The 24,691-nt window shown below is 66.6% G+C and carries 28 protein-coding genes; 11 read left to right on the top strand and 17 right to left on the bottom strand.

All coding sequences use genetic code 11. From position 1 onward, the window contains the following. Positions 1–9: 9 nt before the first annotated feature. The 5 genes from B0I00_RS11115 to B0I00_RS11095 all read left to right on the top strand — a co-directional run bounded on the left by B0I00_RS11115 (position 10) and on the right by B0I00_RS11095 (position 4,827). Positions 10–1,530: a peptide chain release factor 3 gene (locus B0I00_RS11115; protein WP_100867453.1), complete on the top strand. Its 1,521-nt coding sequence runs from the start codon at positions 10–12 to the stop codon at positions 1,528–1,530. A gap of 35 nt (positions 1,531–1,565) precedes the next feature. Next, positions 1,566–2,123 carry a pyridoxamine 5'-phosphate oxidase family protein gene (locus tag B0I00_RS11110; protein ID WP_100867452.1) on the top strand — a complete coding sequence of 186 codons (558 nt, stop codon included), beginning with the start codon at positions 1,566–1,568 and terminating at the stop codon, positions 2,121–2,123. Then, positions 2,124–2,828, top strand: a complete 705-nt coding sequence (locus tag B0I00_RS11105) for an endonuclease/exonuclease/phosphatase family protein (protein WP_100867451.1) — start codon at positions 2,124–2,126, stop codon at positions 2,826–2,828. It abuts the gene before it with no gap. 152 nt (positions 2,829–2,980) lie between these two features. Continuing rightward, complete coding sequence (locus B0I00_RS11100) at positions 2,981–3,319, top strand: P-II family nitrogen regulator (RefSeq protein ID WP_100867766.1); 339 nt, start codon at positions 2,981–2,983, stop codon at positions 3,317–3,319. Positions 3,320–3,360: 41 nt separating this feature from the next. Further along, positions 3,361–4,827 (top strand): ammonium transporter, encoded by a 1,467-nt coding sequence (locus B0I00_RS11095; protein ID WP_100867450.1) that lies wholly within the window; start codon positions 3,361–3,363, stop codon positions 4,825–4,827. 166 nt (positions 4,828–4,993) lie between these two features. Here B0I00_RS11095 and B0I00_RS11090 read toward each other — a convergent pair whose 3' ends face one another. From B0I00_RS11090 to B0I00_RS11080, 3 genes are all read right to left on the bottom strand, one after another. After that, a complete protein-coding gene (locus B0I00_RS11090; protein WP_100867449.1) occupies positions 4,994–5,464 on the bottom strand; it encodes a MarR family winged helix-turn-helix transcriptional regulator in 471 nt (156 codons plus the stop codon). After that, on the bottom strand, positions 5,461–5,886 hold the full coding sequence (locus B0I00_RS11085) for an organic hydroperoxide resistance protein (protein ID WP_100867448.1): 426 nt from the start codon (positions 5,884–5,886) through the stop codon (positions 5,461–5,463). Before B0I00_RS11085 ends, B0I00_RS11090 begins: the two co-directional genes overlap by 4 nt. Before the next feature lie 120 nt (positions 5,887–6,006). Further along, the gene (locus B0I00_RS11080) at positions 6,007–7,014 is read right to left on the bottom strand and encodes an NAD(P)H-dependent flavin oxidoreductase (protein ID WP_100867447.1); all 1,008 of its coding nucleotides are present in this window, start codon (positions 7,012–7,014) and stop codon (positions 6,007–6,009) included. Between the two features lie 167 nt (positions 7,015–7,181). On the opposite strand from B0I00_RS11080, the gene katG reads away from it, so the two are divergent. Further along, a complete protein-coding gene (gene katG, locus B0I00_RS11075) occupies positions 7,182–9,386 on the top strand; it encodes a catalase/peroxidase HPI (RefSeq protein WP_100867446.1) in 2,205 nt (734 codons plus the stop codon). A 137-nt stretch (positions 9,387–9,523) separates the two neighbouring features. Here katG and B0I00_RS11070 read toward each other — a convergent pair whose 3' ends face one another. Beyond that, entirely contained in the window at positions 9,524–10,081 is a 558-nt protein-coding gene (locus B0I00_RS11070) for a flavodoxin family protein (RefSeq protein WP_100867445.1), read from the bottom strand. 136 nt (positions 10,082–10,217) lie between these two features. On the opposite strand from B0I00_RS11070, the gene B0I00_RS11065 reads away from it, so the two are divergent. Further along, positions 10,218–10,586: a winged helix-turn-helix transcriptional regulator gene (locus B0I00_RS11065; protein ID WP_100867444.1), complete on the top strand. Its 369-nt coding sequence runs from the start codon at positions 10,218–10,220 to the stop codon at positions 10,584–10,586. 106 nt (positions 10,587–10,692) lie between these two features. Beyond that, the gene (locus B0I00_RS11060; RefSeq protein WP_232730207.1) at positions 10,693–11,490 is read left to right on the top strand and encodes a hypothetical protein; all 798 of its coding nucleotides are present in this window, start codon (positions 10,693–10,695) and stop codon (positions 11,488–11,490) included. 7 nt (positions 11,491–11,497) lie between these two features. Here the strand turns inward: B0I00_RS11060 and B0I00_RS11055 are convergent, their stop codons facing one another. Beyond that, on the bottom strand, positions 11,498–12,763 hold the full coding sequence (locus B0I00_RS11055; protein ID WP_100867443.1) for an aspartate kinase: 1,266 nt from the start codon (positions 12,761–12,763) through the stop codon (positions 11,498–11,500). 78 nt (positions 12,764–12,841) lie between these two features. On the opposite strand from B0I00_RS11055, the gene ubiG reads away from it, so the two are divergent. Next, positions 12,842–13,588 (top strand): bifunctional 2-polyprenyl-6-hydroxyphenol methylase/3-demethylubiquinol 3-O-methyltransferase UbiG, encoded by a 747-nt coding sequence (gene ubiG / locus B0I00_RS11050; protein ID WP_100867442.1) that lies wholly within the window; start codon positions 12,842–12,844, stop codon positions 13,586–13,588. A gap of 4 nt (positions 13,589–13,592) precedes the next feature. Here the strand turns inward: ubiG and B0I00_RS11045 are convergent, their stop codons facing one another. The 6 genes from B0I00_RS11045 to B0I00_RS11020 all read right to left on the bottom strand — a co-directional run bounded on the left by B0I00_RS11045 (position 13,593) and on the right by B0I00_RS11020 (position 16,914). Beyond that, a complete protein-coding gene (locus B0I00_RS11045; protein ID WP_100867441.1) occupies positions 13,593–14,594 on the bottom strand; it encodes an MlaA family lipoprotein in 1,002 nt (333 codons plus the stop codon). A gap of 181 nt (positions 14,595–14,775) precedes the next feature. Then, a complete protein-coding gene (locus B0I00_RS11040) occupies positions 14,776–15,024 on the bottom strand; it encodes a hypothetical protein (protein WP_100867764.1) in 249 nt (82 codons plus the stop codon). 114 nt (positions 15,025–15,138) lie between these two features. Beyond that, positions 15,139–15,660 carry an AAA family ATPase gene (locus B0I00_RS11035; protein ID WP_100867440.1) on the bottom strand — a complete coding sequence of 174 codons (522 nt, stop codon included), beginning with the start codon at positions 15,658–15,660 and terminating at the stop codon, positions 15,139–15,141. After that, positions 15,657–16,262: a nicotinamide riboside transporter PnuC gene (gene pnuC / locus B0I00_RS11030; protein WP_232730206.1), complete on the bottom strand. Its 606-nt coding sequence runs from the start codon at positions 16,260–16,262 to the stop codon at positions 15,657–15,659. The genes B0I00_RS11035 and pnuC overlap by 4 nt, the downstream gene beginning before the upstream one ends. Then, a complete protein-coding gene (locus tag B0I00_RS11025) occupies positions 16,259–16,606 on the bottom strand; it encodes an arsenate reductase (protein WP_100867439.1) in 348 nt (115 codons plus the stop codon). The genes pnuC and B0I00_RS11025 overlap by 4 nt, the downstream gene beginning before the upstream one ends. Continuing rightward, positions 16,603–16,914, bottom strand: a complete 312-nt coding sequence (locus B0I00_RS11020; protein WP_100867438.1) for an antibiotic biosynthesis monooxygenase family protein — start codon at positions 16,912–16,914, stop codon at positions 16,603–16,605. The genes B0I00_RS11025 and B0I00_RS11020 overlap by 4 nt, the downstream gene beginning before the upstream one ends. Before the next feature lie 58 nt (positions 16,915–16,972). On the opposite strand from B0I00_RS11020, the gene aroC reads away from it, so the two are divergent. Then, entirely contained in the window at positions 16,973–18,040 is a 1,068-nt protein-coding gene (gene aroC, locus B0I00_RS11015; protein WP_100867437.1) for a chorismate synthase, read from the top strand. Positions 18,041–18,065: 25 nt separating this feature from the next. Here the strand turns inward: aroC and B0I00_RS11010 are convergent, their stop codons facing one another. The 6 genes from B0I00_RS11010 to rpmI form a co-directional block, all read right to left on the bottom strand. Then, positions 18,066–18,683, bottom strand: coding sequence for a GNAT family N-acetyltransferase (locus B0I00_RS11010; protein WP_100867436.1), 618 nt, complete (start codon positions 18,681–18,683; stop codon positions 18,066–18,068). Between the two features lie 31 nt (positions 18,684–18,714). After that, the gene (gene pheT / locus B0I00_RS11005; protein ID WP_100867435.1) at positions 18,715–21,108 is read right to left on the bottom strand and encodes a phenylalanine--tRNA ligase subunit beta; all 2,394 of its coding nucleotides are present in this window, start codon (positions 21,106–21,108) and stop codon (positions 18,715–18,717) included. A gap of 14 nt (positions 21,109–21,122) precedes the next feature. Then, on the bottom strand, positions 21,123–22,220 hold the full coding sequence (pheS, locus tag B0I00_RS11000) for a phenylalanine--tRNA ligase subunit alpha (protein ID WP_100867434.1): 1,098 nt from the start codon (positions 22,218–22,220) through the stop codon (positions 21,123–21,125). A gap of 95 nt (positions 22,221–22,315) precedes the next feature. Beyond that, on the bottom strand, positions 22,316–23,218 hold the full coding sequence (locus tag B0I00_RS10995; RefSeq protein ID WP_100867433.1) for an AraC family transcriptional regulator: 903 nt from the start codon (positions 23,216–23,218) through the stop codon (positions 22,316–22,318). 138 nt (positions 23,219–23,356) lie between these two features. Continuing rightward, on the bottom strand, positions 23,357–23,716 hold the full coding sequence (gene rplT / locus B0I00_RS10990) for a 50S ribosomal protein L20 (RefSeq protein WP_100867432.1): 360 nt from the start codon (positions 23,714–23,716) through the stop codon (positions 23,357–23,359). Between the two features lie 13 nt (positions 23,717–23,729). Further along, the gene (gene rpmI, locus B0I00_RS10985; RefSeq protein ID WP_054531242.1) at positions 23,730–23,933 is read right to left on the bottom strand and encodes a 50S ribosomal protein L35; all 204 of its coding nucleotides are present in this window, start codon (positions 23,931–23,933) and stop codon (positions 23,730–23,732) included. Positions 23,934–24,107: 174 nt separating this feature from the next. Between rpmI and B0I00_RS10980 the strand changes: the two genes are divergently transcribed. Beyond that, positions 24,108–24,668, top strand: coding sequence for a YqgE/AlgH family protein (locus B0I00_RS10980; protein ID WP_100867431.1), 561 nt, complete (start codon positions 24,108–24,110; stop codon positions 24,666–24,668). Positions 24,669–24,691 lie beyond the last annotated feature (23 nt).

The following is a 24,691-nucleotide window of genomic DNA, read 5'->3' as shown; positions in this document are numbered from 1 at the left end:
GCGGCGACCATGTCCAATCGCCGCACCTTTGCCATCATTTCCCACCCCGACGCGGGCAAGACCACGCTGACCGAAAAGCTCCTGCTGCAGGGCGGGGCGATCCACCTGGCGGGCGAGGTCAAGGCGCGCGGCCAGGCGCGGCGGGCGCGTTCGGACTGGATGAAGATCGAGCAGCAGCGCGGGATCTCGGTCACCTCATCGGTGATGACCTTCGAGAAGGACGGGATCACCTTCAACCTGCTCGACACGCCGGGCCACGAGGACTTTTCCGAAGACACCTACCGCACGCTGACCGCGGTCGATTCGGCGATCATGGTGATCGACGCGGCCAAGGGCATCGAGCCCCAGACCCGCAAGCTGTTCGAGGTCTGCCGGATGCGTTCGGTGCCGATCATCACGTTCGTCAACAAGGTCGACCGCGAAGGGCGGTCGGTGTTCGAGACCCTGGACGAGGTGGCCGACGCGCTCGCGCTCGACGTGGTGCCGATGTCCTGGCCGATCGGCATGGGCGGCGTGTTCCAGGGCGTGCTCGACTTCGCGACCGACACGATCAGCCGCCCGGAAGGCGACAGCCGCGAGTTCCTCGGCACGCGCACCCCGGCCGAGGGAATTCCGGACGACATCGCCGAGGAGATCGAACTGGCCCGCGGCGGCTATCCCGACTTCGACCTTGAGGCCTACCGCCATGGCGATCTGACGCCGGTCTATTTCGGCTCGGCGCTCAAGAATTTCGGCGTCACCGAACTGATCGACGCCATCGCGAAATACGCCCCGCCGCCGCGCCCGCAGCCTAGCGAACAGGGCACGATCCTGCCCGAAGCCAAGGAAGTGACCGGCTTCGTTTTCAAGGTCCAGGCCAACATGGACCCACAGCACCGCGACCGGATCGCCTTCATGCGGCTGGTCTCGGGCACGTTCAAGCGCGGCATGAAGCTGACCCCGTCGGCGCTGGGCAAGCCGGTCGCGATCCATTCGCCGATCCTGTTCTTTGCCCAGGACCGCGAGATCGCCGATACCGCCGAGCCTGGCGATATCATCGGCATCCCGAACCACGGTACGCTTAGGGTGGGCGATACGCTGAGCGAGACGAACAAGGTGCGCTTTACCGGCCTGCCCAACTTCGCGCCCGAAATCCTGCGCCGGGTGGTCCTCAAGGATCCGACCAAGACCAAGCAGCTGCGGAAGGCGCTCGACGACCTCAGCGAGGAAGGCGTGATCCAGGTGTTCTACCCGGAACTTGGCGGGCAATGGATCGTCGGCGTCGTCGGCCAGTTGCAGCTCGATGTTCTGATTTCGCGGCTCGAGGCCGAATACAAGGTCGAGGCCATGCTCGAGGCCGCGCCCTTCGACACCGCGCGCTGGCTCAAGGGCAGTGACGCCGCGTTGAAGGGCTTTGCCGACTTCAACGTGGCGAACCTGGCCAAGGACCGCGACGGCGATCCGGTGTTCCTCGCCCGCTCGGCCTGGGACGTGTCCTACCAGCAGGAAAAGAACCCCGACCTGGTTTTCAGCGCGACCAAGGAACGCTAGGCAAGGCGGCCCGTTCTTTCGCGAAGGGAACCGCCATGGCCGACTTCACCAATCACATCACCCCCGATCACGAAGCGATGATCGCGCGCCAGGCGATCTACTTCGTCGCGACCGCCGCCGACGCGGGGCGCATCAACCTCAGCCCCAAGGGCCTTGACGGGACCTTCAAGGTGCTCGGGCCCAACCGCGTCGCCTATCTCGACCTCGCCGGTTCGGGGAACGAGACCCACGCGCACCTTGCCGCCGATGGCCGCATCACCATCATGATGTGCAATTTCGAACAGCCGGCGCTGATCCTGCGGCTCTACGGCCACGGCAAGGCGGTGCTCCCGCAGGACGCCCGCTGGGACGAACTTCAAGCGCACTTCACATTGCTGCCCGGCACCCGGCAGATCTTCGACATCGCGGTCGACAGCGTGCAGACCTCGTGCGGCTGGGGCGTGCCGATCATGACGCTCGACAAGGAGCGCCAGACGCTGGCCAAATACCACGCCCAGGCCGATCCGGCGGCGTGGATGGACAAGGTCGGGGGGCGGACCCGTTCGATCGACGGGCTGCCGACCCGACCGACCGACCGTTACATCGCGGGATAGATGCAGCTTACCTTCGCCAGCTACAACATCCACAAGGCGGTGGGTCTCGACCGGCGGCGCGACCCCGACCGGATCCTGGCGGTCCTGCACGAGATCGACGCCGACGTGGTCGCGCTGCAGGAGGCTGACCGCCGCTTTGGCCGCCGCGAGACGGTCCTGCCGCGCCAGTTGCTCGACGACCTGTCGGACTACCGCGCCGTGGCCCTGAACCAGCGTCCGGATTCGATCGGCTGGCATGGCAACGCCCTTCTGGTGAAACGCCACATCGAAGTGGCCGAAGCGGGCATCGTCCCCCTGCCGACGCTCGAGCCGCGCGGCGCTGTGCGGGCCGATCTGATTGCCCACGGCCAGCGCCTGAGGGTGGTCGGCATGCACCTCGACCTGTCGGGCCTGCGCCGCCGCCAGCAATTGCGCACCATCATCGCCGACGTCGCGCACTGCGGTCCGGCCTGCCCGGCGGTGATGATGGGCGATTTCAACGAATGGGCGCTCCACGGCGGCTGCTGGCGCGAGTTTCACAGTCCCTGGCGGGTGCTGACCCCAGGCCGCTCGTTCCCGGCCCGCCGCCCCGTCGCCCAGCTCGACCGGATCGTGGTCTCGGATGATTGGCAGGTCGGCGACACCCGCGTTCACCATTCGGCCCTGGCCACGGTCGCCTCGGACCACCTGCCGGTCTTTGCAAGGCTAGCTGTGCCCAAAAATTAGGCAGGTGCGCAGCTTTCGCGCGCGTTCGATGAGGCTCCGGTAACTTACTGGCGTGCCGAAACCCTTGAATCCGCCAAAAGTTCCAGATTGGCACGCGTCTTGCTGTGCTTGCCGATGCCGGCGAGGGGTCGGTAGGCAAACAGGGGATCGGCATGAAATACATCATCGCCATCATCAAGCCGTTCAAGCTCGACGAGGTGCGCGATGCTCTCGGCGCCATCGGCGTCGCGGGGATGACCGTATCCGAGGTCAAGGGCTTTGGCCGGCAAAAGGGGCAGACCGAGATTTACCGCGGCGCGGAATATTCGACCAACATGCTGCCCAAGGTGAAGATCGAAGTGGCGTGCAGCGATGCGCTTGCGCCGCAGGTAGTCGAAACCATCCAGCAGAGCGCCAGCACCGAAGCGATCGGCGACGGCAAGGTCTTCGTGCTCGACCTCGCTTCCGCCACGCGCATCCGCACGGGTGAAACCGGGGACACCGCGCTGTGATGGGCGCGACGAACACCACTTCGCTAAGGGGGGACTTCCCAATGATCCGCAAGCTTGTCTGCGGCGTGGGCGCAGCGGGAGCCAGCCTCCTCGCCGCCACGGCCGCTTTCGCGCAGGACGCGACCGAGGCGGCTGTCGATGCCGCTGCCACCGCCACCGAAGCGGCGACCGCGACCGCCGCCTTCACGCCGACCGCTGAAATGGTCAACAAGGGCGATGTCGCCTGGATGCTCGTCGCATCCGCGCTCGTCCTGCTCATGTCGGTACCGGCGCTCGCGCTGTTCTACGGCGGCCTCGTCCGCGCCAAGAACATGCTGAGCGTCCTGATGCAGGTCCTGACCATCGTCTGCGTAGCTGCGCTGGTGTGGTTCTGCTGGGGCTACTCGATGGCCTTCACCTCGACCGGGACCCCGTTCCCCAAGATCGTCGGCGGGCTCGACAAGGCCTTCCTGATGGGGGTCGATCCGACCACCTTCGCGGCGACATTCTCGAACAGCGTCTATCTGCCGGAATACGTCTTCGTCATTTTCCAGATGACCTTTGCCTGCATCACGCCGGCACTGATCGTCGGCGCCTTTGCCGAACGCGTGAAGTTCACGCCGCTGATCATCTTCACGGTCCTCTGGCTGACGCTGGCCTATTTCCCGATCGCGCACATGGTGTGGTACTGGGCCGGACCGGACTTCCTCCACGCCGCGCCCGACGACAGCGGCCTGCTGTGGGGCTGGGGTGCGCTCGACTTCGCCGGTGGCACCGTGGTCCACATCAACGCAGGCGTTGCCGGTCTGATCGGGTGCCTCGTGATCGGTCCACGCCTCGGCTACAAGACGGAGCCCATGCCGCCGCACAGCCTGGTCATGACCATGATCGGCGCCTCGCTACTGTGGATCGGATGGTTCGGGTTCAACGCGGGTTCGGGCCTTGAAGCCAACGCTTTCGGCGCGCTCGCCTTCATCAACACCTTCGTCGCCACCGCTGCGGCAGGCGTGACCTGGGCAGTGATCGAACAGATCGTCCACAAGAAGCCGTCGCTTCTGGGTGCCGCTTCGGGCGTGGTCACCGGCCTCGTCGCGATCACCCCGGCTGCGGGCTTTGCCCACCCGGGCACCGCGATAATCCTCGGCGCCGTAGCCACGGTAGTCTGCTTCTTCTTCGTCACGACGGTGAAGAACAAGCTGAAGTACGACGACACCCTGGACGTCTTCGGGATCCACGCGGTCGGCGGGATCGTCGGCGCGATCGGCACCGGCTTCGTCGCCAACCCGGCGTGGGGCGGCCAGGGCTGGATCGACTACACCGCACCGGTCGCCAAGGCGGGCGAATTCGATCTCACCGGCCAGGTGATGACCCAGATCTGGGCGGTAGGTACCACGGTGCTGTGGACCGGTGTGGTTTCGGCCGTGCTGTTCCTGGGCCTCAAGTACACCATCGGCCTGCGTCCGTCGGCTGAAGTCGAAAGCGAAGGCCTCGACATCAACGAACACGGCGAACGCGCCTACAACATCTGAGTAACCGAGCTTGGCGGGGTCAGGTTCCTCCTCTCCTCCCCTGATCCCGCCTACCCACGTTCCTCCTGCGAACGTCAACTTACACCGGCCGGAACCGCGAGGTTCCGGCCCCTTTTTTTGCTGGGGCGAGCGATTGGCGAGGGCCCGACGACCGGGAAAGGGACGCCTAGCCCTTGCTGCGCTGGGTCACGTCGGCCAATGCCGCAACCAGGGCGCGCACGCTCTCGCGCAGGTCCTCGATTCCATCGGGATGCTGCCCGCCGCTAAGGATCTCGGGAACCCTGACGGCCTCGGAGCGCAGCAAGCGGCCCTTGTCGGTAAGCCCGACAAGTACGCGCCGCTCGTCTTGTGGGTCGCGAGTCCTGGTGACGAGGCCGGCGGCCTCCATCCGCTTGAGGAGCGGGGTCAGCGTGCCGCTGTCGAGGTAGAGCCGCGTTCCCAGTGCCCCGACAGACAGTGGCTGGGTTTCCCACAGCACAAGCATCACGAGATACTGCGGATAGGTAAGGCCCAGGTCATGCAACACCGGGCCATAGAGCCGCGTCAGCAGGTTGGTGGCGGCGTAAAGCGGGAAGCAAACCTGCCGGTCGAGCAGCAGGGGGTCGTTGTCCGCGCCAGCCGCCACCGGATCGCTCATCGGGTGTGGACCGTCGTCGCCACGTCGATATTGCCGCGGATGGCGTTCGAATAGGGGCAGACGGCATGGGCCGCGGCGACGATCTGTTCGGCAACCTCTTGGCTGATCCCGGCGATCGTCACGTCCATGGCAACGGCAAGGACGAAGCCGCCGGCTTCGTTGGGGACGAGCCCGACCTCGGTTTCGACCTCGATGTCCTTGTCGCCGACCCGGTTGTCGGTGCCGCGCGTCACATGAATGACGGCGTTTTCGAAGCAGGCGGCATAGCCGGCGGCGAAGAGCTGTTCGGGATTGGTGGCGCCACCCTTGCCACCGAGTTCCCGAGGCATGGCGAGAGCCATGTCGAGGATACCGTCATCGCTGCGGATCGTTCCGCTGCGTCCGCCGACGGCGCGAACTCGCGTCGAGTAGAGATGGTTCATGATCGTGTCTCCTATCAATGGCGCAGCGAAAGGCAAACGCGGCCATTAAATAGGATACAATTAAATTGTGTGCAATATAAAAGGGCTGACCACGTGGCAGGCCGGGCCGCAAGGCAGATTTCAACGGGCCAGCGCGGTTTCGCTCTGGTCGATCAGGCGATCGAGGATGGTGGCGACCGGTTCCTCGGCATTGACCATGCCGACCGACTGGCCTGCCATCAGGCTGCCGTTCTCGACATCGCCGTCAATCACCGCGCGGCGCAGCGCACCGGCCCAGAAGTGCTCGATCTCGAGCTGGGCTGCCGCCATGTCGACCTCGCCGGCGTCAAGCCGTGCGGCGACTTCGCGCTGCTTGGCAGTGAACTCCTCGGTGCCCTTGTTCTTGAGGGCGCGGACCGGGATCACGGGCAGGCGCGGATCGACCTGGACCGAGGCGACCGCGTCACGCGCGTTGGCGCGGAAAAAGGCCTTCTTGAAATCGGGATGGGCGATGCTCTCGCTGGCGCAGGCGAAGGCGGTGCCGAGCTGGACCCCGCTGGCGCCCATTTCGAGATAGGCGGCAATCATGTCGCCATGGCCGATCCCGCCGGCCACGAAGACCACGAAGTCGTCGGCCAGTTCGGGCAGGAATTCCTGCGCCAGGACGCTAGTGGCGACCGGCCCGATGTGGCCGCCTGCCTCGCTGCCCTCGATCACCAGGGCATCGGCGCCCGAGCGCAGCAGCTTCTTCGCCAGCGCAAGCGTGGGTGCGAAGACCAGCACCTTGGCGCCGAACGCCTTGATCGCCTCGACGCTGCCCTTGGGCGGGATGCCGCCGGCCAGCACGACGTGGCCGACCCGGTGCCGGGCGCAGACCTCGATCAGGTCGAACAGCATCGGGTGCATCGTGATCAGGTTCACGCCGAAGGGCTTGTCGGTCATTGCCCTGGTCGCGGCGATTTCTGCGTCGAGCAGATCGGGCGTCATGGCCCCGCAGGCGATCACGCCGAACCCGCCGGCATTGCTGATCGCGGAGACGAGGTTGCGTTCCGACACCCAGCTCATCGCGCCGCACAACACGGCGTATTCGGTGCCCAGAAAGTCGATGCCGCGTTGCATCAGGCGGCGGGTGTGCGGGAAGCTGGTCATGGCAAGGGCGCTTAAGCACGCCGCCGGTTTTGGGCAAGTGCGGCTGCACTCTCGGCACGATTAATCGGCAAATCGAAAAACAGTAAGTGAATATGATCGTTACAATCGATTAGTCGGCTTTGATAGCCTTGTTCACACATCAGCAGATTCGAGAGAGGAGATCACCCATGGATATGAAGACAAGCGCCAGCGGCGGCTGCCCGGTTCACCCCGGCGGCGTGCGGGCCCTGCTGGGCCGTCAGAACCGCGACTGGTGGCCCGATGCTCTGGCCGTCGATATTCTCTCTCCCAACGGCGCCAGCGACCCGATGGGCCCCGACTTCGACTATGCCGAGGCGTTCAACGCGCTCGACTACAACGCGCTCAAGGCCGACCTGACCGCGCTGATGACCGACAGCCAGCCGTGGTGGCCGGCCGACTATGGCCACTACGGTCCGTTCTTCATCCGCATGGCCTGGCACGCGGCGGGCACCTATCGCACCGGCGACGGGCGTGGCGGGGCCAATTCCGGGCAGCAGCGCTTCGCCCCGCTCGATTCCTGGCCAGACAACGGCAACCTCGACAAGGCGCGGCGGCTGCTCTGGCCGATCAAGCAGAAGTACGGCCAGAACATTTCCTGGGCCGACCTGTTCATCCTTGCCGGCAACGTGGCGATCGAATCGATGGGCGGGCCGGTGTTCGGCTTCGGTGGCGGACGCAAGGACGTCTATGAACCCGAACGCGACATCTACTGGGGCGACGAGGACAAGTGGGTCAACGAAGGCGTTGCCACCCGCATCCGCCCCGATGACGGCTTCGACGAACTCGACGGTCCGCTCGCCGCGATCCAGATGGGGCTGATCTACGTCAACCCCGAAGGGCCGGGCGGCAACCCTGACCCGCTGCTCTCGGCGCGCGACATGAAGGCGACGTTCGAGCGCATGGCGATGAACCCCGAGGAAACCGTCGCGCTGACCGCCGGCGGGCACACCTTCGGCAAGGCCCACGGCAACGGCGATGCTTCGACGCTGGGTCATGCCCCTGCGGGCGGCGACATGATCCACCAGGGCTTCGGCTGGGTCAGCAACGAGGAGCATGGCGGCATCGGCGAGCACACCGTGACCAGCGGGATCGAAGGCTCGTGGGTCAACACGCCGACGACCTGGAGCGAGAACTACTTCCGCCTGCTCCTCGACTACGACTACGAACTGGTCCACTCGCCTGCCGGCGCCCAGCAGTGGCAGCCGATCAACCAGAAGCCGGAGGACATGGCCCCGGCGGCCTGGGATCCGAGCGTCAAGGTTCCGACGATGATGACCACCGCCGACATGGCGCTGAAGATGGATCCGGAATTCCGCAAGGCCAGCGAGAAGTTCCGCAACGATCACGAAGCGTTCAAGGACGCTTTCGCCCGCGCCTGGTTCAAGCTGTGCCACCGCGACATGGGGCCCAAGGTCCGCTACCTCGGCCCCGAAGTCCCGGCCGAGGACCTGATCTGGCAGGATCCGATCCCCGCCGGCAGCAAGCCCTCCGATGCGGACGTCGCGGCGGTCAAGGCGGCGATCGCGGGCAGCGGCCTTTCGGTATCGCAACTGGTCAAGACGGCTTGGGCCTCGGCCAGCACCTACCGCAAGTCCGATCACCGCGGCGGGGCCAACGGCGCGCGTATCCGTTTGGCGCCGCAGAAGGACTGGGACGCCAACGAGCCGGCGGAACTGGCCAAGGTGCTGTCGGTGCTCGACGGGCTCCGCGGCAGCCTGTCGATGGCCGATGCGATCGTATTGGGCGGCGTGGTCGGCCTTGAGAAGGCGATCAAGGACGCCGGATACAGCGTCGCCGTGCCATTTGCGGGCGGACGCGGCGATGCCACGGCTGAGCAGACCGACGCCGACAGCTTTGCTCCGCTCGAGCCGCAGGCCGACGCGTTCCGCAACTACCTGCCCAAGAAGCTGCGGGTGAAGACCGAGGAGATGATGCTCGACAAGGCTTCGCTGCTCGGCCTGTCGGTGCCGGAAATGACCGTGCTCGTCGGCGGCCTGCGCGTGCTGGGCGCCAATCACGGCGGGCGCGGGCACGGCAGCTTCACCAAGCGCGCGGGCCAGTTGACCAACGACTTCTTCGTCAACCTGCTCGACATGACCAATGTGTGGAAGGCAGTCGACGGCAGCGACGAGGAAGAGTTCGTGGCAACCGACCGCGCCAAGGGCGGCGAAACCTGGCGCGCGACACGGGCGGACCTGGTCTTCGGTTCGAACAGCGAACTGCGCGCGGTGGCGCAGGTCTATGCCGAGCACGGCCACGAAGAAAAGTTCGTCAGGGACTTCGTCAAGGCGTGGACCAAGGTCATGAACGCCGACCGCTTCGATCTGGGCAAAGGCGTAGAGCCGGCCTGAGCCAGTCTCCCCGTCCTTGGGGGCGACGCCTTCCGGGTCGCGGAAGATGACGAAGCCCCGCCGTGGCAGTGCCGCGGCGGGGCTTCCCGCGTTCGGGGCCGGGACAAGGGAGGGGGGAGAGACCGGCCCCGCGGAGGTCAGCTGATGGCGAGGCGGGCGGCGATCGCGGACACGCGCTCGCCATAGTGGCGCGCGCTGGCGAGGTCCCCCTGGTGGATCTCGTCGACCGAGGCATCCGAGGGCGAGCGGACGAGGAGACCGACCGACCCGCCGAGGTTGTTGAGATCCTCGTGGGTCGAGGCCTTGGTGTTGCTCGGTGCGAGGCCCAGGCTGACCCAGATGCCGCCGTGCTGGCTCGCCAGCGTCTGCATCTGGATCAGGGTCACCTGCTTGTCGCCTGATGGGCTGGCCGAATTGGTGAAGCCGCCGAAGACCTTGTCGGCCCAGTCGCGGGTGAACCATTTCTTCGAAGTCGCGTCGGAGAACTTTTTGAACTGCCAACTGGCGCTGCCCATGTAGGTCGGCGCGCCGAAGACGATGGCATCGGCTGCGTCGAGCGTCGCCCAGTCATCTTCGGTGATGTCGCCGTCCGGGCTGATCGCGATCACGGTGGCCTGCGCGCCGGCGGCGACCTGCTCTGCCACGACCTTGGTGTGGCCATAGCCCGAATGATAGATGACGACGGTCTTGCTCATGACGGTATCCTTGTGCTTGCTAGTTTCAAAAAGTAACCTGATGACGAATCGCTACATAGGCTCTATATGAAAGCTGAAAAGAGGGCACTTGCGCGACACTAGGTTACGCGCCGGAAACCGCCTTCGAGGACCGCCGATGGAATATGATGTCTACAGTGCCGAATGCCCTGCCCGCACCGTGCTCGACCATGTCGGGGACAAGTGGGCGCTGCTTGTCCTGCACCGGCTGAGCCAGGGGGCAACCCGCTTCAACGCTTTGAGGCGCGACATCCACGGGCTGTCGCAGAAGGTGCTGAGCCAGGTGCTCAAGCGACTGGAACGCGACGGGCTGATTACCCGCCGGGTCTTCCCCACCGTTCCCGTTACGGTCGAATACGCGCTGACCGGGCTGGGTGAATGCCTGACCGCCAATGTCGGTCCGCTGCTGCGCTGGGCCGAGGCCAACATGGACCAGATCCGCTCTGCCCAGGTCGAATACGATGCCAGGATGGCCGAAGCGGCTTGATCTGTCACTTTGCCTCTTGTGACCGGCCCGGCCAGCGGCCATGGCCAGTCCGGGGCACGGTTCGGCGAAGCGACAAGGCCTGTCCGCCGGCAATACTTGAGGCGACGTGCGCGACGATCCCGACATGGACACGGACTGGCTGGCGCGGATGCGTGATCGCTATGGCGCGCGCGCGCCGTCGCTCGCGCTTACCCTGCTGGTCGAGGCCGCGCTCATCCTTGCGGTGCTTTCGATCGGCCTGACCCCGGACCAGCCCAAGACAAGGCCCGGCACGCGGCTGGTCAGCGTGGCGATCCGCCCGGCCGACGACGACAAGCCGCAGACGGAGAAAAGCGCCCCCGCCAGGACGGCGCAATCGCGGGTCCAGCCGCGCGTCCAGCCCAAGAGCGCCGATGTGGTGACGCCGGTTGTTGCTCCACAGGTCGCGCCGGCCGCGCCGCCGCCGCCCGCGTTCATTGCCCTGCCAAAGAACCAGATGGCCGCGCTCGACATATCGCGTGTCCAGCGAACCGCATCGGCACCCGGTCCGACGAAGGCGCTCTACGGGCCGGCGGACATGGGCGTGGCAGGGGACAGCAAGCGGGTCGGGTCCGCGCCCAACGGCCAGCCGCTATTTGCCGCATCATGGTATCGCGAACCGTCGGACGGCGAACTGGCCGGCTACCTGTCGACCGCAGACGGGCCGGGCTATGCGTTGATTGCCTGCCGGACCGTGGCCGACTGGCGCGTCGACAGCTGCGTCGCGCTCGACGAGTATCCCGACGGTTCGAACATGGCACGCGCCGTCCTTGCGGCGGCCTGGCAATTCCGGGTCCGTCCGCCGCGGCTGGGCGGGGTCTACAAGGTCGGCGAGTGGGTCCGCATCCGCATCGACTACGAACTGCGTCCGCGCAGGGGCGGCTGACGCGGTCCTAGGCCGCTTCGTCCGCGTCCATCTCGTAGGCGGTGTGCAGCACGCGAACCGCCAGTTCGGTCTCGTCCTCGTCGATCAGGACCGACACCTTGATTTCCGACGTGCTGATCGCCTGGATGTTGATCCCGCGGTCGGCCAAGGCGCGGAACATGGTGGCGGCGACGCCCGCATGGCTCTTCATGCCGACGCCCACGACACTGATCTTGGCGACCTTGCCGTCGGTGATGATGCGGTTGTAGCCGATCGCTTCCTTCTGCGCCTCGAGCAGGGTCTGCGCGCGGAGCAGGTCGGCGCTCGGCACGGTAAAGGTCACGTCGGTCTCGCCCTTGTCGCGCCCGACGTTCTGGATGATCATATCGACGTTGATGTTGGCCTGGGCGAGCGGGCCGAAGATCGTCGCCACGGCGCCCGGACGGTCGGGTACGCGGGTCAGGATAATCTTGGCTTCGTTCTTGTCGGCGGCGATGCCGGTGATGAGCTGGCGTTCCATGTCCAATCCTTCCAGTTCTTCGTCGCTGACGATCAGGGTGCCGGGAATCTCGTCGGCGGGGGTGGCGTCGTCGTCGATGAAGCTCGACAGGACCTGCACCCGCACGCCTTCCTTCATCGCCAGGCTGACCGAACGGGTCTGCAGCACCTTCGAGCCGACCGAAGCCAGTTCGAGCATTTCCTCGTAGGTCACGTACTTCAGCTTGCGCGCCTTGGCGACGATCCGCGGGTCGGTGGTGTAGACCCCGTCGACGTCGGTGTAGATGTCGCAGCGGTCTGCGCCGATCCCGGCGGCAACCGCCACTGCCGAGGTGTCCGATCCGCCGCGGCCCAGGGTGGTCACCCGGCCTGCGTCCGACAGACCCTGGAAACCGGGGATCACCGCAATCTCGCCCGCGGCCATCGAGGCCAGCAGGGCTTCGGAATCGATCCCTTCGATACGCGCCTTGGCGTGGGCGTCGTCGGTGTGGATCGGCAATTGCCAGCCCAGCCACGACCGCGCCTTGCAGCCGAGCGACTGCAGGGTCAGCGCCAGCAGGCCCGAGGTGACCTGTTCGCCGCTGGCCACGACGACGTCGTATTCGGCCGGGTCGTAGAGCGGGTTCGCCTCGCGGCAGAAGCCCACCAGCCGGTCGGTCTCGCCAGCCATGGCGCTGACCACCACGGCGACTTCGTGCCCGGCGGCCTGCTGGCGGCGCACGATATTGGCCACGCGGCGGATCCGTTCGGACCCCGCCATCGATGTGCCGCCAAACTTCATCACGATCCGGGCCACGGGTAATCCTGTCCTTGCGCAATAAAATTGCCCGCAGCACCCCTCGCGCCGCGGCGGGCGCCCTGTTAGGGACGGGGCATGGCTAATGCAAGTTTCACAAGCACCGCAGGCGCAACGATCCGGCCCGAAGAAGCCGCGCATTTCGGCAAGCTGGCGGCTGATTGGTGGGATCCCAAGGGGTCGTCGGCCATGCTGCACCGGCTCAATCCGGTACGCCTGGCCTTCCTGCGCGAGGCCATCGACCAGCATTGGCCGGGCGATTCGCGCGCCCTGCGGCCGCTCGAAGGCCGGCGCGCGCTTGACGTCGGGTGCGGGGCGGGGCTGCTGTGCGAACCGCTGTCCCGGCTTGGCGCGGCGGTGACGGGTGTCGATGCGGCCGCGGAGAACATCGCAGCGGCGCGCGCCCATGCAGAGGGGGCCGGACTGCCCATCGATTACCGACATGGCGAACTGGACAGCCTGCCGCCCGGACAGTTCGACCTCGTCACCTCGATGGAGGTGATCGAACACGTTGCCGACAAGGCGGCCTTCGTATCCGCACTCAAGGCGCGCCTGGCGCCGGGCGGGCTGATGGTGCTGTCCACCCCCAATCGCACGACGCGTTCGCGGCTGCTGCTGGTCGAAGGGGCGGAAAGGCTCGGCATGGTGCCGCGCGGCACGCATCACTGGAACGATTTCGTAACTCCGGATGAGTTGCGCGACCTGCTCTGCGCGCAGGACCTGGCGATGGGCAGCCCGCGCGGCATCGCCTGGTCGGCGATGAAGGGCCTGCACCTGTCGGGCGACATGGCGCTCAACTACATCGTCGCGGTAACCGCCGCCTGAGCAGTCACGACCTGGGGGTCAGGTCAGCCTCGAGATCAGGCTGCGCGGCGCCGGCCGGGAGCAGTTTTGCGCGGTCGGCGGCGCGCTTCTTGAGGCCGTCGACAAGGCAAACCGGCATCTGCGCCTTCACGTCGACCGGGCGATTGCGCAACTGGTCGATCACCGCCTGACGCTTGGCCAGATACCAGGCGCGCTCCGCCGCGTAAGAATCAGGGCAGTCTTCCTTGATCACCATCAGCATGTCGTCGCGTTCGAGCCGCTCGTCGATCGACTTGAGCGCGCCGCTGGCTAGCGCGTACTTGGGATCGCTGAACGGCTTTCCGACCACGCCCGGCAGCAGCGAGAGATCGAGAACGCGGCCGATGACGTCGCGTACCGTGGTCGGGCCGATCAGGGGCAGGAACAGGAACGGCCCCGGCTTGATGCCCCAATACCCCAGCGTATAGGCGAAGCCGTTGACGTGGTAGTCGATCTTGAACGGCTTCTTCTTGGCAACGTCGAACAGCCCGAGCACACCCACGGTCGAATTGATGACAAAGCGGGCCAGCGTCTTCATTGCCCGGCCGATCTTCAGTTGCAGGATATCGTTCACGAACACGATGGGCTCGGTCAGGTTGATCAGCATGTTGTGCAGACCGTCCTTGACCGGTTCGGGAATGACCGAACGATAGCCATAGGCGATCGGCGCGACGATTGCACCATCGACCGCCGACATGACCTCGAAGGTCTGCGCATTGACTGCCTGGAGGGGATCGCTCTTGGGTGGCTTGCCGCGCCCGGTGACCACGATCTCGTTGGGAACAGCGGGTTCCATCGGTGTGCCGGGCGGGGGTAGAACCGGGGCGGTGGGGTCGACCGGAGGGGCTTTCACTGGATCGGCCTGTCCCGCGGGCGTCGTCGCTTCTGCAGTCGCGGCGGGGGTGGTCGGATCGGTCTGGACCGCCAGCGCCGCATCGGGATTTCCGGCCAGCGAAGCCAGCAGCGTAACGGCGGCGGGAAGCGTCATGACAGGGGTCCGGCGTGGTTCGATCGATCTAGGGATCAGCCATGGCAGACTTGCACCCCAAGGTTCAAGGCTTGGTTAACTTATTCTTTGATTTGGGCAAAAACAAACCGCCGGGTGCGGTCCACGCACACCCGGCGGTTCGGTTTCAACGATCGTCGCCCGGATTGACCGGGCGGCCGGATCAGTCGGCCTTGGCTTCAGCCTTGGTTTCGCCCTGAACGTCGGCTTCGACGGCAGCGGCACCATCGGCAGCCGCCGTAGCGGTGTCGGCGGCAGCGTCGGCAGCGGTGGTGGCGGCGGCATCGACATTGGCAGCGGCGTCGCTGGCGGCCGAATCAGCGGCGGTGGCGGCGGCGTCTTCGGTCTTTTCCGAGCAGGCGGCCAGGGCCAGGCCGGCAACGGCGAGCGACACTATAGCAAACTTGCGCATCAATTGACTCCCCAGATTGGTGTCTTGGCGGCACGGCGGATGCCGTCCGTCGGGCATCGCTATGGACAAACGCACGGCTTGGCAAGCGTCAGCGACGGATGATCCATGGGGAAATCACGCCGCGCCGGTCGCGATCACGTCGGCAATGCAGGCGCGAACCTCGGCCTCGCGCTCCTCCCAGGTGCCGAAGATGGTGCGGAATGGCACGCCCGCATCGACCAGGACCTGCCGGGCCTGCGCGGCAAAGGCGGCGCGATCCTCGGCACTGCCGAACAGGCGGGTGCCGTCTTCCAGCCATGGCACGTCGGCCTCGAACAGCAGGTAGAGGTCGGCCTTGGGATAGGTCAGGAGGGCATCGGGCGCCTGTCCGAACAGCTTGCGGGCCCAGGCCGCGGTCATCAGCTGGTCGGTGTCGAGAATGAGCAGGTCGGGACGGGCGGCAGCGACCTGCGCTATTGCCGCCGCCTCGCCGCGTGCGATCGCGAGCAGGTCGTCCATGGTGAGGTCGGTGCCGTGCTCTTCGCAATAGGTGCGGCCGAATTCGGGCACCCACGCCCAGCCGGGCTGCTGCGCCAGCCGTTCTGCCAGGACTGATTTGCCGGTGCTTTCCGCGCCGTGGAAGCAGACGGTGATCACGCCGCCGCCGGTACGACCTGACGCTGACTTGCCTCGACCCATTCCTTGAGGCCGATCAGGCTCATTACCAGCATGCCGCCGTAAAGTCCGGCTGTGGGGTACAGCCCGCGGTTTATGTAGAGCAGCACCGCCGCCACATCGACCGCGATCCAGATAACCCAGTTCTCGATCCGCCGGTAGCCCAGCAGGATCTGTGCGGCGACGCTGGCGCCGGCGATCGCGCTGTCGGCAAAGGGCATGGCGGCGTTCGTATAGCGGTGCATTACCCAGCCAAGGTTTAGGCTGATCGCGGCCGTCGCCACCAGCCAGACAGCGCGGCTCCGCCAGTCGAGCCACCGCACCGGCACCTGACCCTGGCCCTGATCTCCCGCAACCCGGCGCCACAGCGTCCAGCCCCACAGGTTGGCGGCGATGAAGAACAGTTGCAGGGCGCTTTCGGCGTAGAGCCGCTTTTCGAAGAAGATGAAGACGTAAAGCGAGACAGACAGGATCGCGAAGGCGAAGTTCCACTGCGACCGGAAGATCAGCAGGGCGATGTTGATCACGCCCAGCCCGGCCGCGACCCATTCGAGCAGCCACAGCGTTTCGTCGGACAGGATCATGCCAGTGCCTGCGCCCATTCGGCCGGTTTGAAGCCAACCAGCAGGCCCCCGCCGTATTCGACGATAGGGCGCTTGATGCAGCTTGGCTGGGCAATCATCAGGCGAATCGCGCCCGCCTCGTCCAGCGCCGTCCGCTCGCTTTCGGGCAGCTTGCGAAAGGTCGTCCCGGCGCGGTTGAGTACGGTGTCGAGGCCCTTGCGACCGATCCAGTCGCGCAGATGGGCTTCGTAGATCCCGGCCTTCTTGTAGTCGTGGAAGGCATAGGCCACGCCGTGCGAGTCCAGCCAGGTGCGGGCCTTCTTGACCGTATCGCAGTTGGGAATTCCGTATACGGTTACAGTCACAGGTGCGGGCTTTCGAAGCGGTGGGTGCGCGGATTGGCGCAGGTGTAGAGGGTATAATCGGCGTAGTATTCGGCCCGCCCGCGCGCCTGGGTGCGGGCATGGTCGGGTTGGTTGCCCCACGCCCGCGCCGCCTCCTCGTCCATCCATTCCGACAGGGCGATCACCTCTCCGTCGTCCGCGACATAGCTCTTGAAGGAAACGAAGCCCGGCTGCGCCCGCGCCAGCGCCTCCATCGCCTCGGCATCGGCGGCATAGGCGGCCGCGTCGAGATCGGCGCGCTTGCGGTTGCGGAACACCACGAGGAACATGGCCTTCTCCTAAACCGGATATGGACAGGCGCGCAATCACGCGCCAAAGCGCAGGGCCATGTCCGTCAACACCTTTGGCCGTCTGCTGCGTTTCACCACCTGGGGCGAAAGCCATGGGCCGGCCCTTGGCGCGGTGGTCGACGGGTGCCCGCCGGGACTGGCGCTCAGCGAAACGGCGATCCAGCCCTACCTCGATGCGCGGCGTCCGGGCCAGTCGAAGTTCACTACTCAGCGGCAGGAGCCCGATGCGGTGCGGATCCTCTCCGGCGTGTTCGAAGGCCGGAGCACCGGTACCCCGATCTCGCTGATGATCGAGAACGTCGACCAGCGCTCGAAGGACTATTCGGAAGTGGCCAAGGCCTATCGCCCGGGCCATGCCGACTATGCCTACGACGCCAAGTACGGCTTTCGCGATTACCGCGGCGGCGGGCGGTCCTCGGCGCGCGAGACGGCGGCGCGGGTTGCGGCTGGCGCCGTGGCGCGGCTGGTTATCCCCGAGGTCGCGATCCTTGGCTATGTCGCGGAAATCGGCGGCGATGCGATCGACCCGGCCCGGTTCGACCCGGCTGAGATCGGAAACAATCCGTTCTTCTGCCCCGATGCCGCTGCGGCGGCGCGCTGGGAGAAAATCGTCGACGAAGCGCGGCTGGCGGGCAGCTCGGTCGGGGCCGTGGTCGAGTGCGTGGCAAGCGGCGTTCCTGCCGGCTGGGGCGCCCCGCTCTACGGCAAGCTCGACGCCGATCTCGCCGCGGCAATGATGGGGATCAACGCGGTCAAGGGCGTCGAAATCGGCGATGGCTTTGCCGCAGCGCGGCTGACGGGCGAGCAAAATGCCGATCCGATGCGCCCCGGCAACGACGGTCCGGTCTTCACCGAAAACCACGCGGGCGGCATTGCCGGGGGAATCAGCACGGGCCAGCCGGTCAAGGTGCGCGTCGCCTTCAAACCGACCAGTTCGATCCTGACCCCGGTGGAAACCATCGACCGCGACGGGCAGGCGACCGAAATCCGCACCAAGGGCCGCCACGATCCCTGCGTCGGCATTCGCGGCGTGCCGGTGGTCGAGGCGATGATGGCGCTGGTTCTGGCCGACCACAAGCTGCTGCACCGGGGGCAGTGCGGCTAAGCTTGCGTGGTCCAGAGTGGCAGGGTCAAAGCCAGGCGGCAAAGGCCCCAAAGACGGCTGACAAACCCGCCGGTTCGGCCGAGGCGCGCATGGCCGCAAGGGCAGGCCGGACCGCAATCGAGAAATCGGCAACGCCGTCTTCGGTCTGTGTCCGCTTGCCGCCGAGCGACCGGATGAAGCCGATCGCCCGCGTATTCTCCGCCAGGACCTGGGCGTCGAGCGTCGCGATGCCTTCGCGCGCGCAGTGGATCAGCAGAACGGCGGTCAGCATCCGGGCCAGACCCTGTCCGTGATAGGCATCGACGATGCCGATGGCGAATTCGGCGCGAGGTTTTGCCTCGTCGCTGCGGATCGCATGGACCACCCCGATCGCCTCGTCGGCGGGGCCTTCGCTGAGGATCGCGCCCCATGCGAGATGCAGATGCCCGTCGACGTCGACGAGCCTTTCGATGACGTGATCGGGCGGGGCCGGCGCAACAGAAAAGAACCGCAGGTAGCGTGAATGCTGCGACAGCCGGTCGATCCCGTCGCGCAGCCGCTCCTCGTCGTCCGGGCGCACAGCGCGGATGCACACGGGGCGCCCGTCTTCAAGGCGGGTGTGGGCGATGGTATCGTCGATTTCGGGCTCGGCGGGTCGGGCCATGCCCGATCCTACCGCGCCATGGGCAGACTTGCTATCCCCGCAACGCGGCGCCCAGCTTGGCCGCCGCGGCCGTGATCCGGTTGGCGATGGCCTTGAGATCGGCTTCGGTAAAGCTCCTCTCGCCCGGTTGCAGGGTCACCTCGATGGCGAGGCTCTTCTGGCCCCCGGGAACGCCAGCCCCGCGGAAATCGTCGAACAAGCGGACGGCGACGATGCTGCCCTTGTCGGCTCCGCGGACCGCGCGGACGAGGTCGCCGGCCGGCAACGCGGCGTCGACCAGGAAGGCGAAGTCGCGGGTGACCGATTGCAGCGCCGGCGGCGCATAGGCGGCGCGGGCAAAGGTCGCGGCACCCTTGCGGGCGGGGATCGCATCAAGGAACAGTTCGACCGCGGCCACGGGTCCATCGATGTCGAAGGCCTTGAGCGTGGCGGGATGGATCATGCCGAAGCGTGCCAGAACGGTCTTGGGTCCAAGCCGCAGCGTGGCGGATTGGCCGGGATGGAACTGCGCGCCTGCCTCGCCCATGAACTGCAGGTTGTCGACCGGGGCGCCGGCCTCGGCCAGCAGGGCCAGGGCCTCGGCCTTGGCGTCGAAGGCGTCGAAACCCGCCGCCTTGCCGCTTGCCCAGCCGCGGGCGGCCCTTTCGCCGGCCAGAACGACGCCTAGGGTCAGGCGTTCGTCCGAATGGCCGCCTTCACCGCGCAGGTAGCGGCGGCCGAGTTCGAACAGCCGCAGGCCCGCCGCTCCGCGATCGAGATTGCGCTTGGCGGCCGACAGCAGTCCGGGAAGCAGCGAGGGGCGCATCGCCTTCATGTCCTCGCTGATCGGATTGGCCAGCACCCACAGTCCGCCATTTCCCTCGGCAAAGTGTTCGGCCTCGTCCTGTGGCAGGAAGGACCAGGTAACCAGTTCGTTGAGGCCGCGGGCAGCTGCCGCACGGCGCACCTTGCGTTCCAGCTTCTGCGGCGCGGTAGCGGTGGGACGGGCAACGCCGTCAGCGCGAGGTAGCGGCGTCGAAGCCACTGCGTCGATGCCGTGGATTCGCACCACTTCCTCGACCAGGTCGGGCCAACCGTCGATATCGGGGCGCCAGGTGGGGACCGCGATCTTGCCGTGGGCGTCCGTCGCAAAGCCCAGCGCGGCGAGGATCTCGCGCTGGCGCTCCGCCGGGATGGCGACGCCGCCGAGGCTCTCGGCCATGGCCGGATCGTACGCCAGGGTCTTGGTGGCGGCCGGCGGCGAGCCGGCGCGCACCACGTCGGACGGCTCGCCCCCGCAGATGCCAACGATGAGGTCGGTCAGGATTTCGAGGCCCGCGTCGAGGAACGCCGGATCGGTCCCGCGCTCGAACCGCTGGCGCGCGTCGGAAGTAAGGTTCAGCTTGCGCCCGGTATCGCCGATCCGCACCGGATTGAACCAGGCGATTTCCAGCAGCACGTCGGTCGTCTCGTCGGTGCAGCCCGAATGTTCGCCGCCCATGATCCCGGCTATGTCGTGCACTCCTGAATCGTCGGCGATCACCGTCATGGCGCTGTCGAGCGCGTATTCCTTGCCGTTTAGCGCAAGGCAGGTCTCGCCGTCGCGGGCGCGGCGGGCGACGACAGAGCCGTTCAGCTTCGCGAGGTCATAGGCATGGGCCGGGCGGCCATAGGTCAGCATCAGGTAATTGGTCAGGTCGACCAGTGCGGAGATCGGCCGCTGGCCCGCACTGTTGAGGCGAGCCTGGATCCAGTCCGGGCTGGCACCGTTGGTCACCCCCTTGATTACCCGGCCATAGAAGGCCGGACAGCCTTCGGGATCCTCGATGCGGATCGGGACCGGGCAGGGGAAGCTGCCGGGCACCGCCTGTGCGGCAATCGGCTTCAGCGTGCCGAGACCCGCGGCGGCGAGATCGCGCGCGATGCCATAGACGCCCATGCAATCGGGCCGGTTGGGCGTGATCGCCACGTCGAACACCGGATCGCTGCCGTGATAGTCGGCAAAGGCCGTGCCGACCGGCGCATCGGCGGGCAGTTCGATGATCCCGTCGTGATCGTCGCCCAGTTCGAGCTCGCGGGTCGAACACATCATGCCGTTCGATTCGACGCCGCGGATCGCGCTTTTCTTGAGCTCGAACCCGCCAGCCGGCACCACCGCACCGGGCAGGCCGAGAACGCCGACCAGGCCCGCACGCGCGTTGGGCGCGCCGCAAACGACCTGCAACGGCTGGCCATCCCCGGTGTCGACCGTCAGCACCTGCAGCTTGTCCGCATTGGGGTGACGTTCGGCGGTCAGGACCTTGGCAACCTTGAATCCGGACAGCCGGGCCGACGGGTCTTCGAGGGCTTCCAGTTCGAGTCCGATGGCGCTCAGCTTTTCGGCGATCGCTTCGGCCGAAGCGTCGGTGTCGAGATGGTCCTTGAGCCAGGCCAGCGAGAACTTCATGCGCGCGCTCTCCTTTAGGCCGCAGTGCCGACGCCGCCCGACAGGGTCGGCACGTCGTTGGGGTTGAAGCCGTAGTGGCGGTTCCAGCGGGCATCGCCGTCGAAGAAGGCGCGCAGATCGTCCATGCCGTATTTGAGCATGGCCAGCCGGTCGATCCCGGCGCCAAAGGCAAAGCCTTGCCATTCGTCGGGGTCGAGCCCGCCGGCGGCGATCACCTTGCGGTTGACCATGCCCGAGCCGAGCAGTTCCATCCAGCCGTGCCCCGGCGCATCGCCGCTGCCGCCCAGAACCCGCTTGCCGCCGACGATCGCGAAGCCGACGTCGACCTCGACCGAAGGTTCGGTGAAGGGGAAGTAGCTCGGGCGCAGGCGCAGGACGATGTCGTCGCGCTCGAAAAAGGCCTTGAGGAAGGTTTCCAGCGTCCACTTGAGGTGGCCGAGGTGGATGCCCTTGTCGATCACGAGGCCTTCGACCTGGTGGAACATCGGGGTGTGGGTGGCGTCGCTGTCGCTGCGATAGACGCGGCCCGGAGCGATGATGCGGATCGGCGCCCCCTGCGCCAGCATGGCCCGGATCTGCACCGGGCTGGTATGGGTGCGCAGCAGCATGGCGCGGCCTTCCCCATCCTGGTCGGGGAAGTAGAAGGTGTCATGCATTGCCCGCGCCGGATGGCTTTCGGGGATGTTGAGCGCGCCGAAGTTGTGCCAGTCGTCCTCGATTTCGGGCCCGGTCGCGACCGCGAAGCCCATGTCGGCGAAGATTTCGGCAAGTTCGTCCATCACTTGGCTGACCGGGTGGATCGAGCCCCGCGGAGCCTCGGGTGCGGGCAGGGTCAGGTCGACCGTCTCGCCGGCAAGCCGCTGCGCCAGCGCCGCTGCTTCAAGCGCGTCCTTGCGCGCGGCCAGCGCCTCGCTCACGCTTTCGCGCAGGGCGTGGATCTGCGGCCCGACCTGCTGCCGTTCCTCGGGCAACATGCCGCCCAGCGTCTTCAGGAGGCCCGAAATCGACCCCTGCTTGCCCAGGAAGCCCACCCGCAGCGTTTCCAGCGTGCCCAGGTCCTGCGCGGCGGCGATCTGCGCCAGCGCGTCTTCACGGGTTGCGGCATAGTCCACGGGTCTGTCGTTTCCATTTCTGCGAAAGGGCGGGAAGCGGGCCCTTTAGCCAGCCCGGCGGCCGGTTGCAAAACGGAAATGGTGGCGCGTCCGGCCTAGGGCTGGCCCTTGCTTGCTCCGGCGGGGCGATCGAGCGTCTGGACCGCCGCGCCCTGGGAGCGCGCGCGCTCCTGCACGAAGCGGCTGAGCACCGGATGCGGTTGGGCGGCGTATTCGCCCGGAGTCACGCCCATGAAGGCGTGAAACTCGCGCACGAACTGGGCCTGGTCGTGATAATGGCTGTCGAGCGCGCCGATCCACTTGAGCGAGGGATCGAGCATAAACTGCGCGAGGCTGCGCATGAAGCGCTGGCGCCGTAGCAGGACCTTGGGCGAGAAACCGAAGTGGCGCAGGCACAGCCGCTCGATGGTGCGCTGGCCAAGCCCGGTCAGGTCGACCAGATCGTGGACCGACGACGCGGTTGGATCGACGATGGCCGCGTGGATATCGGTGATGCGCTGGTGATCGGGCAGTTCGGGCCGGTCGAGCCGGCGGAAGAAGGCGGCGATCGCCTCGACCTCTTCCATCTCGGTCAGTTTGCCGCCGTGGAGCAGCCCGGCCAGCGGGACAAGGTGGCTTAGGGCGGGGTGGGAGTTGCCGTCGCAGACCAGGTTGGCGCAGTCCGACGCGGGTTGGCCGATGAACTTGGCCCAGCCCAGCGGCAGCAGGCCGATGCCCCACAACCGCGTCCGGGGAAGTACGAAATGAAGCGGATGGCTGGACGGACCGGTCGCAACGAACCGCGCGTTGTCCAGCGATTTGCCCCCTTCGAACCAGGAGCGGCCGAGCGCGGATGAAAAGAACCGCAGGCCGGCCCATTCGGGATGAAGGCTGTCGACCAGGGTTTCGTCATCGCCGGGATCGAGATCGGCGCAATAGAAGGTGGTGAAATAGGGGCGCAGGTCATCCGGCGGCGTATGAAAGCGCACCTGGACCGAACTGCAGGACGTCACGACCACCCCTCACTGCGCGCCTTATCGCACTGAATATGGTGCGCCGCGGGGCAGGGATCAAGCCCGGCCGCGCGCAGGCCTGACGTGAAAAGGGCGCGGAAATGGCTTTCCGCGCCCTTTCGGTTGTCTGCAGAACTGCGGGCGTCAGGCCGGAAGGGCTGCCTTCGCCTTGGCGATGACTGCGTTGAACACGCCGCCTTCGTTCATGGCGAGATCGGCCATGACCTTGCGGTCCAGCGTGATTCCCGCGAGCTTGGCGCCGTGGATGAACTGCGAATAGGACAGGCCTTCGGCGCGGACCGCAGCGTTGATGCGCTGGATCCACAGGGCGCGGAAGGACCGCTTCTTCACCTTGCGGTCGCGGTAGGCGTACTGGCCGGCCTTTTCGACGGCCTGGCGCGCGACGCGGATGGTGTTCTTGCGGCGACCGCGATAGCCCTTGGCCTGGTCGAGAATCCGCTTGTGCTTGCTGCGGGTGGTAACACCCCGTTTGATACGGCTCATGGTCTAGCGTTCCTCAGTTCAGCCCGTAGGGCGCCCACTTCTTGATCACCTTCGCGTCAGCGTCGGAGATCACGTCGGTGCCGCGATTCTGGCGGATGTACTTGCCATTGTGGCTGATCAGGCGGTGGCGCTTGCCGGCGACGCCGTGCTTCACCTTGCCGGTGGCGGTGAGCTTGAAGCGCTTCTTGACGCCGCTCTTGGTCTTGAGCTTGGGCATTTTCGTCTCCTGTGTTGAGACACGTCCGACCTGCCATGGCAGCCCTAGTTGGCCAGGCAGGCCATCGAATCCGTGTCGATGAAGGGCGCGCCCCTAAACGCGAATCGCGCGAAAGGCAAGGCTCCCGTCTAGGCGCTGGCATCGCCGCGCCGATCGTGAGAGGCTGGCCTGGCCATGACCGACGCTGCCTTTCTCACCGGTTGCCTGCTTCTCGCCATGCCGGGCATGGGCGATCCGCGTTTCGATCACGCGGTGATCGCGATGATCCGCCACGACGCGGATGGCGCGCTGGGGCTGGGGGTGGGACAGGCTGTTCCCGGCGTGACGCTCCATTCGATCCTGGCGGATCTAAAGATCGATCCCGGCGAGGCGCCCGACGATCCGGTCCTGCTCGGCGGTCCGGTCGAGACCGAGCGGGGGTTCGTCCTCCACAGCAGCGACTGGCGGAGCGAGGCGACGATCGATGCCGGACCGCTGGGTGCGATGACCATGTCGCGCGAAGTGCTGGCCGCCATCGCCGCCGGCGTCGGGCCGCGGCGCTTCGTGGTCGTGCTGGGTTATGCCGGTTGGGATGCCGGCCAGCTCGACGCTGAAATGCGCCGCCACGGATGGTATGCGGCACAGGGGCGGCCCGAAATCGTCTTTGACGTTCCGACCGAGGATCGCTGGCGCCAGGCGTGGCTGGCGGACGGGATCGATCCGGCGCTGCTGGCCAGCCAGACCGGGCGGGCCTGAACGGCACCGCCCGGCTTCGCGTG

Source organism: Novosphingobium kunmingense (assembly GCF_002813245.1).
GTDB lineage: Bacteria > Pseudomonadota > Alphaproteobacteria > Sphingomonadales > Sphingomonadaceae > Novosphingobium > Novosphingobium kunmingense.
The sequence above is the reverse complement of the archived record's forward strand: the minus strand, read 5'-3'. Positions and strand labels throughout refer to the sequence as shown.